Genomic DNA, 7837 nt, shown 5'->3' on the forward strand with positions numbered 1-7837 from the left:
TGGCGTATTTGAGGGCCTCTTCGCGGGCTTGCTCGCGATGAGGCCATCAGCCTCACCGTAAAACTTCAGTCAAACATGAACAGTGCATCATTACAGAACTGCGCCTCAAACCGATTGGCCGGCATCGGTCGCCCAAACAGGTAACCTTGCACCTCGTCGCACCCGTGCTCACGCAGGAAGTCCAGTTGCTCATGGGTTTCCACGCCTTCGGCGATCACCGCCAGGTTCAGGCTGTGGGCCATGGCGATGATTGCGCGGGCGATCTGTGCGTCCTGCTCGCCGGATGGCAAACCATCCACGAAGGTGCGGTCGATCTTCAGCACGTCGATGGGGAATTGCTTGAGGTAGTTGAGCGATGAGTAACCGGTGCCGAAGTCGTCCACCGCGATGCTCAGGCCGAGGTTTTTCAGGCTGGCGAGGATCTGCAGGGCTTCGTTGACTTCGCGCATCAGGATACTTTCGGTCAGCTCCAGTTCCAGGCACGCCGGCGGCAGGCCGGTTTCCTTGAGGATGGTGGCGATCCGCGTACCCAACTGCCCGTCGGAGAACTGCCGCGCCGAAATGTTTACCGAGACCTTGGGCACCCGCACCTTGTTCTGGTGCCAGGTCTTGAGTTGGCGGCAGGCCTCGTCGATTACCCAGTCACCCACATCCACCACCAGGCCCAATTCTTCCAGTACTGGGATGAAGTCCCCTGGCGGCACCAGGCCACGACGCGGGTGGCGCCAGCGCAGCAGGGCTTCGGCGCCGGTCAAACGTTTGCCATCGCCGCTGAACTGCGGCTGGTAATACAGTACGAATTCGTTCTGCTCCAGGGCGTGGCGCAGGTCGCTTTCCAGCTCCAGGCGTTCCAGGGCGCTGGCGTTCATGTCGGCCTGGTAGAACTGGAAGTTGTTCTTGCCGCGTTCCTTGGCGTGGTACATCGCGGTGTCGGCGTTTTTCATCAGTTGGCTCAGTTCGTTGCCGTCCTGCGGGCTCAGGGCGATACCGATACTGGCGGTGACAAAAAACTCGCGACCTTCAAGCACGAACGGCTTCACCAGGCTGGCGAGGATCTGCTCGGCCACATGAATGGCCCGGTTCAGCGCCATTTCGCGGCTGACCCGCGGTTGCAGGAGCAAGGTGAACTCGTCCCCGCCCATGCGCGCCACGGTGTCGTCTTCGGCCACGCAACCGAGCAGGCGGGTGGCCATTTCCTTGAGCATGCGATCGCCGGCGGCGTGGCCCAGGGAGTCGTTGATCGGTTTGAAACGGTCGAGGTCGAGGAACATCAGCACCACCCACGACTTCTGCCGTTCGGCCGACTGCAAGGCGGTGTGCAGGCGGTCCTGGAACAAAGTGCGGTTGGGCAGGTGGGTCAGGGCATCGTAGTAGGCCAGGCGGTGGATGCGCTGCTCGCTGGCCTTGCGCTCGCTGATGTCGCTGAAGAAGCACACGTAGCTGGCGAGGTCGCCTTCATCATCGAGCACGGCGGTAATGCCGACCCACGCCGGGTAATGCTCACCGCTGCGGCGCTTGAGCCACACTTCGCCTTCCCAGGTGCTGTGCTGGTGCAGTTGCTTGAGCACGTAGCGCAGGTGCGCTTCCTGCTGTTCGTCGACGGTCAGCATGTTCGGCAACTGGTCGAGGACGTCGGCCACCGCATAACCGCTGACCCGGCTGAAGGCTTCGTTGGCCTGCACAATATAGCCGGCAGGGTCAGTGATCAGGATCGCCGAGGTGGAGTGTTCGAATACCGTGGCCGCCATGCGCAAGTCTTTCTCGGCGCGGCGTTGCTGGCTGATATCGCGACCTACGCCAAGGATGCCTTCGAACGCGCCGTGCTCGTCCCACACCAGCACCAGGCGCAGTTCGATCGGTACTTTGCGCCCGTCGGCCCGCAGGCAATCGAACAGAAACAATTGGGTCTGCACGTCATCGCGCAGCAGGGCCAGGGCTTGGGGCTGGTCGAGGGAGCGGCTGACCCGCTCAACCAGGGTGTAGATGCCAGTCAGTTGCTGGGGGTTGGCGATCGTCGATTGCCAGCCGTTCTTGAAGATCCAGTCGACGTCATAGCCCAATACCGCATGCACCGACGGGCTGACGTAGTTGAGGGCCAGCTTGCTGTCGGTGGAGAAGATCACGTCACTGATGCTTTCGGCCAGCATGCGGTAGCGTTGCTCGCTGTCGCGCAGGGATTCACTGGCTTCGATCTGATCGGTAATGTCCTTGGCCACGCCGATAATCCGCGTAACCTGATCGGACTTGTCCCGGGCCAGGGCCTGTTCGCGGATCTCGAAGCGCCGCCACTGGTTGTTGCGGTGCCGAAAGCGCAACTGGCACTGCAACTGCGTCAGGTAACCGGCTTCGCGCTGTTGCTGGCGCAGGTCGTGATAGTACTCGGCGTCTTCGGGGTGCAGCAGGATTTCCCAGAAGTATTCGCCCATTTGCTGCAGTTCGTGCTTGTTGTAGCCCAGGGTGTGGCCCAGGTGGTGGTTGCTGAAAATCATCCGCTGGCTGATCACATCCTGCACATACAGATGATCAGGCACGGTGCGCACCACGTCCGACCAGAAACTTTCGCGCTCCACCAGGGACAGTTCGATCAGCTTGCGGCTGGTGATATCACTGATGCTGAGGATCACTGCTTTATAGTCGTGCTGTTCTTCCGGCAGGCGCATCACCAGCCACAGGTACTGGTCGTTGCCTTCGATGTCGCTGAGTTGAATCTCCAGCTCCAACTGTTTTTGCTGGGTCAGCACCGCTTCAAGTACTTGATAGCCAATGGCGCTGGTGTTCAGCGCACAACCGTCGATCAAGCGCTCCCACGCCTGTTCGCAGGACGCCACATTCAACAGGCGCACCGCCACCTGGTTGACCTCGGTGATGCGCAATTCCTTGAGCAGTTGCTGGCGTTGCTCGGGGCTGTTGTGCAGCCAGTCCTGCAATTGCTCGCGGCTGTGCAATTGGGCCTTGTCGAAGAAGCTTCGCAGGCCCGACAGGTCGAGCACACACAAGGCCACGCCGGTGCCGTCGAAAATATCCTGGTAGCGGCGCCGGCCTTCGTTGACCTGGCGCTGGCGGCGGCGCATGTTCAGCAGGACCAGCACCGGGATCAGTGAAAAAGCCAGGCCCAGCAGACACTTGCCGATAAACGCCGGCAGCAGTTGTTCCAGCACGGCGGCGCGATCAAACAGGCCGCGCAGTTGCCAGTCGCTTTTGCTCAGGGGCGTGACCAGTACGGTTTTCTTCAGTTCTTCCGGGGTCAGCCCGGCCGACCACTGGCTGGGCATGCCGCTGTCGCGACTGACGACCCGGTGGTTCAACTGGTTTTCTATGGCCCACATCGGGCGCGCTCCCTGACCGTCCTGACGCGTCAGGTTGGCCAGGTAATTGGGTGCCAGGCGCAATGCCCAATACATCTTGGCGCCGCCGCTGGGCTGGTGCAGCAGCAGGTAGATGATGGAACCGTCGCTGCTATTGCTCAGGTAATAGGACTGGGCATGGCTGCGCTTGACCAGTTCTTCGAGCCAGGCACTGTCCTGGCTGTTGTCGGCCGTGTCGGTGATCACCGCGCCGCTGGGGGCGAGCAGGGCAACACTGCGCAGTTCCGGCAACGAACGTTGCAAGGTGCGCATCAGGGCTTGGTGCTGTTCATCGTTGCGCGGCGGCTCGACGATGGGTAGCAGGTTGAGGGCGATTTGCGCACTCAAGGCCATGTTCAGGCTGATCTGTTCGGCCAAGTCCGCGCTGTAGTCGATGGTGTATTGCTGCTGGTTTTTCTGGTTTTGCTGCAATTGATCCAGCAGTTGCCAGAACAATAATGCAAGCAGCAGCAGGACCAGCGTCGCCAATGCGCCCTTGAGGGTTCCGTGCAGGGGAGCGCCTGGCGCAATATGAGCTGCGCGCAAGGGGCTTGGCTTTGTTACGTTGGACAAGCTGTGATCCTGCGGTTTGGCTGGACTGGCGCGCGACGTGCACTATAAGCCGGACGCCCGGAGGGCGGCTAGCATGCCTTGAGTTGTGGCAAAGTGCCAGCCCCGCTTAGCGGGACTATCAGGCCGGGCCAGTGCTGATCAAGGCATCTGCCAGTCTGAATAGAATCGCCAGCGCAAAGCAACTAATAACCACAGAGGCTGTGCGGTTGATGTTCTGTGGAGTCAGCCATACATGCCGGCTGCGTTTGATGCGCGCGCCGAACAGCACCCAGGCGCAGCCAACGGGGATCACCACTGCCGTGAATTGCATGACGAACTGCCCGTACAAGGCTATATCGGCAAAGGTCTGCACCGGCACGATGAACGAAACCACCAGCAAACCCTTCGGGTTGATCAGCGTCAGTAAAAAGAAATGCCACCTCGACACCCGCGCCCCGGGCAGTGGGGACAGATCGGCGGCAGGCTCGCGCCATAGGCCGTATGAGGTCTTGACCAGGTAACAGATAGAGATGAACTGCATCACCTTCAGGCACCACGGCGCATTGGCGCCAATATGGCTGAGCAGGTAGCCCCAAAATGAAATCTGCAGCAGGTAAGCCAGGCACTCCAACAGGCTCAGGGGCCAGGCCAGCCTGAAGCCCGAGAGCACGCCAGAGCGCAATAACAGGGTATTGGTCGGCCCCGGCATCAATAGCAACAACCCCAGCGCAGACATGACGCTAAGCATGGAAGCTGTCTCCCGGGACCGTCAGGGGGTAAGGCGTGGTCCAGCATGCATGTGCCATGTGTCTTCTTCATGTAGGACGTTGTTGCCGGGTATTGTGTTCCATCTGGCCCTCAGTAGGAAAAAGCGCGGCTCAAAAGCGCCTGTCAATCTGCCCGCCGCCGCTGACTTAGGTTAACCTTGATCATTCGATGTGCTACGTACAGCGCCATGACGCTACGCAGGCCCTGTTCTCATCTTTTTACGAGGTCCACATTTTGGCTCAATACGTTTTTACCATGCATCGGTTGGGCAAAGTTGTTCCACCGAAGCGGGAAATCCTCAAGAACATTTCGCTGTCCTTCTTCCCTGGCGCCAAGATCGGCGTGCTCGGTCTCAACGGTTCGGGTAAATCCACGCTGCTGAAAATCATGGCCGGCGTCGACACCGAGTTCGAAGGCGAAGCCCGCCCGATGCCCGAGCTGAACATCGGCTACCTGCCGCAAGAGCCGATCCTGGACCCGTCCAAGACCGTGCGTGAAGTGGTCGAGGAAGCTGTCAGCGTGATCAAGAACGCCCAGGCCCGCCTGGACGAGGTCTACGCCGCCTACGCCGATGAAGATGCCGACTTCGACAAGCTCGCCGCTGAACAGGCCAAGCTCGAAGCCATCCTGCAGGCCAGCGACGGCCACAACCTGGAGCGCCAGCTGGAAGTCGCCGCCGATGCGCTGCGCCTGCCGGCCTGGGACGCCAAGGTCGAACACCTGTCCGGTGGTGAGAAGCGCCGTGTGGCCTTGTGCCGCCTGCTGCTGTCGGCCCCCGACATGCTGCTGCTCGACGAACCGACCAACCACTTGGACGCCGACTCCGTGGCCTGGCTGGAACACTTCCTCCATGATTTCCCGGGCACCGTGGTTGCGATCACGCACGACCGGTACTTCCTGGACAACGTCGCCGGCTGGATCCTGGAACTCGACCGTGGCGCCGGTATCCCTTACGAGGGCAACTACTCCGGTTGGCTGGAAGCCAAGTCCGACCGTCTGGCGGCCGAATCCAAGCAGCAGTCGGCCCATGAAAAGGCCATGAAAGACGAGCTGGAATGGGTACGAAAAGGCGCCAAGGCCCGTCAGTCGAAATCCAAGGCCCGTCTGCAACGCTTCGAGGAAATGCAGTCCCAGGAATTCCAGAAGCGCAGCGAGACCAACGAAATCTACATCCCGGCCGGTCCACGCCTGGGTGACAAGGTCATCGAGTTCAAGAACGTCTGCAAGGGTTATGGCGATCGCGTGCTGATCGACAACCTGTCGTTCTCCATGCCTAAAGGCGCCATCGTCGGCGTGATCGGCGGCAACGGCGCGGGTAAATCCACCCTGTTCCGCATGCTGATGGGCAAGGAACAACCGGATTCGGGCACCATCGAAGTCGGCGAAACCGTGCAACTGGCCTGTGTCGACCAGAGCCGCGAAGACCTCGATGGCAGCAAGACTGTGTTCCAGCAGATTTCCGACGGTTCCGACCAGATCCGCATCGGCAACTATGAAATCCCGTCGCGCACCTACGTCGGCCGCTTCAACTTCAAGGGCGGCGACCAGCAGAAGTTCGTCAAGGACCTGTCTGGTGGTGAGCGTGGTCGCTTGCACCTGGCCTTGACCCTGAAAGAGGGCGGCAACGTCCTGCTGCTCGACGAACCGTCCAACGACCTCGACGTTGAAACCCTGCGATCCCTGGAAGAAGCCCTGCTGGACTTCCCGGGCGCCGCGATTGTGATCTCTCACGATCGCTGGTTCCTTGACCGTGTGGCGACACACATCCTCGCGTACGAAGACGACTCCCAGGCGGTGTTCTTCGAAGGCAACTACACCGAGTACGAAGCGGATCGCAAGAAACGTCTGGGCGAAGCTGCTGCCCAGCCGCACCGTGTGCGGCACAAGAAACTGGCCTGAATCGGGTCGGTGGTTTGAAAAGCGGAGCCTTCGGGCTCCGTTTTTTTTGCCTGTGTTTCGGGAGTACCGCGTTGAGTTCATTCGCGAGCAAGCCCGCTTGTATGTTTAAACTTGAAGGGGTGGGCGGTGACTAAAAGCCCGATTCCGACTCTAGCCAGTACGGACCGTGGGAGACTTCTCGTCCCGCCCTTTCTACCCCAAGCGCCGATAAGGAATTCATCGGGAAAACCGACGATAGAGGCAAGCCAGCGCTGGGGTAGACCCCGACAAGCCCTTAAACACTAGCTCCGAGGATTTGTTATGACAATCCTTACTTCACCAACGGTTCTGGGTATCGATGTGGCCAAGGCCGACGTCGTCGCCTACCGCGAAGACCTCAAAGCCATTCAAACCATTACCAACGACCGCGATGCTCTTGGCCGCTGGCTCAAAACGCTACCTGCCAACAGCTCAATTGCCCTGGAAGCCACCAGCACTTACCACTTGGACACAGCTGAACTCGCCCATGAAATGGGACATCGGGTTTACGTTGTAGACGCTTATCGGTTGAGCCATTACCGCGAAAGCATTGGCCAACGGGCGAAAACAGACCCTTGCGATGCGCGTTTGCTGGCGCGCTACCTGAGCAGCGAGCAGGAACGGCTGCGGCTCTGGAGCCCACCTCCGCAGGCTTATAAGCTATTGAAAAGCTTACTGCACCGACGTGCAGAGCTTATCAACTTGCGCGTGAGCCTAACGCTGAGTTGGTCGGGCGAACCGCTTTTGAAGGACGAATTGGCCCAGCAGTTAAAGTCCTTCAAACAAGCTGAGCTGGTCATTCAGAAGTTGCTGCACAAAGTCAGCAAAGAGGCAGGCATCACCGAAAACATCAAGCGCTGCAAAGCCATTGAAGGGGTTGGTGATCTTACGGCTACGGGTCTAGCGACAGCCTTCATGCGTGGCCATTTCGCCAGTGGCGATGCATTCATCGCTTTCTTGGGGATGGATCTGAGACCAAAAGACTCCGGAAAGAAGGCCGGTCCTCGGCACCTGAGTAAAAAGGGCGATTCGGAGTTACGGCGCCTTGCTCACAACGCAGCAATGGCCGCTAGCCGATCGCCGACCTGGAAACCCTATTACGAGTCCTACCTGGCCCGAGGATTGGCAAAGACCCAAGCCCTGGTGATCCTCGCCCGCAAGCTCTGCCGGGTGGCATTCGCGCTGATGAAAAACCAGAGCGAATATCAGCCGAATTTAAGGTTGCAGGGTTTCCCTGCAACATAGAATCTCCCACA

At 59.7% G+C, this 7837-nt stretch carries 4 protein-coding genes; 2 read left to right on the forward strand and 2 right to left on the reverse strand.

Annotation, left to right across the window (positions count from 1 at the left end; all coding sequences use genetic code 11):
• Positions 1 to 65: 65 nt before the first annotated feature.
• Positions 66 to 3917 carry a bifunctional diguanylate cyclase/phosphodiesterase gene (locus tag BFQ03_RS08150; protein WP_065942824.1) on the reverse strand — a complete coding sequence of 1284 codons (3852 nt, stop codon included), beginning with the start codon at positions 3915 to 3917 and terminating at the stop codon, positions 66 to 68.
• Positions 3918 to 4035: 118 nt separating this feature from the next.
• Positions 4036 to 4644 carry a LysE family translocator gene (locus BFQ03_RS08155; RefSeq protein ID WP_032861861.1) on the reverse strand — a complete coding sequence of 203 codons (609 nt, stop codon included), beginning with the start codon at positions 4642 to 4644 and terminating at the stop codon, positions 4036 to 4038.
• Positions 4645 to 4898: 254 nt separating this feature from the next.
• Between BFQ03_RS08155 and ettA the strand changes: the two genes are divergently transcribed.
• The gene (ettA, locus tag BFQ03_RS08160; protein ID WP_032861975.1) at positions 4899 to 6563 is read left to right on the forward strand and encodes an energy-dependent translational throttle protein EttA; all 1665 of its coding nucleotides are present in this window, start codon (positions 4899 to 4901) and stop codon (positions 6561 to 6563) included.
• A 300-nt stretch (positions 6564 to 6863) separates the two neighbouring features.
• Entirely contained in the window at positions 6864 to 7826 is a 963-nt protein-coding gene (locus BFQ03_RS08165; RefSeq protein ID WP_065942825.1) for an IS110 family transposase, read from the forward strand.
• The last annotated feature ends 11 nt before the right edge of the window (positions 7827 to 7837 follow it).

Source organism: Pseudomonas sp. 25 R 14 (assembly GCF_900004755.1).
Taxonomy (GTDB): domain Bacteria; phylum Pseudomonadota; class Gammaproteobacteria; order Pseudomonadales; family Pseudomonadaceae; genus Aquipseudomonas; species Aquipseudomonas brenneri.

What these genes read in the sequence shown, in the direction of transcription:
- BFQ03_RS08155 (WP_032861861.1), bottom strand. Translation starts at nt 4,644, where the DNA reads ATGCTTAGCGTCATGTCTGCGCTGGGGTTGTTGCTATTGATGCCGGGG.
- BFQ03_RS08165 (WP_065942825.1), top strand. Translation starts at nt 6,864, where the DNA reads ATGACAATCCTTACTTCACCAACGGTTCTGGGTATCGATGTGGCCAAG.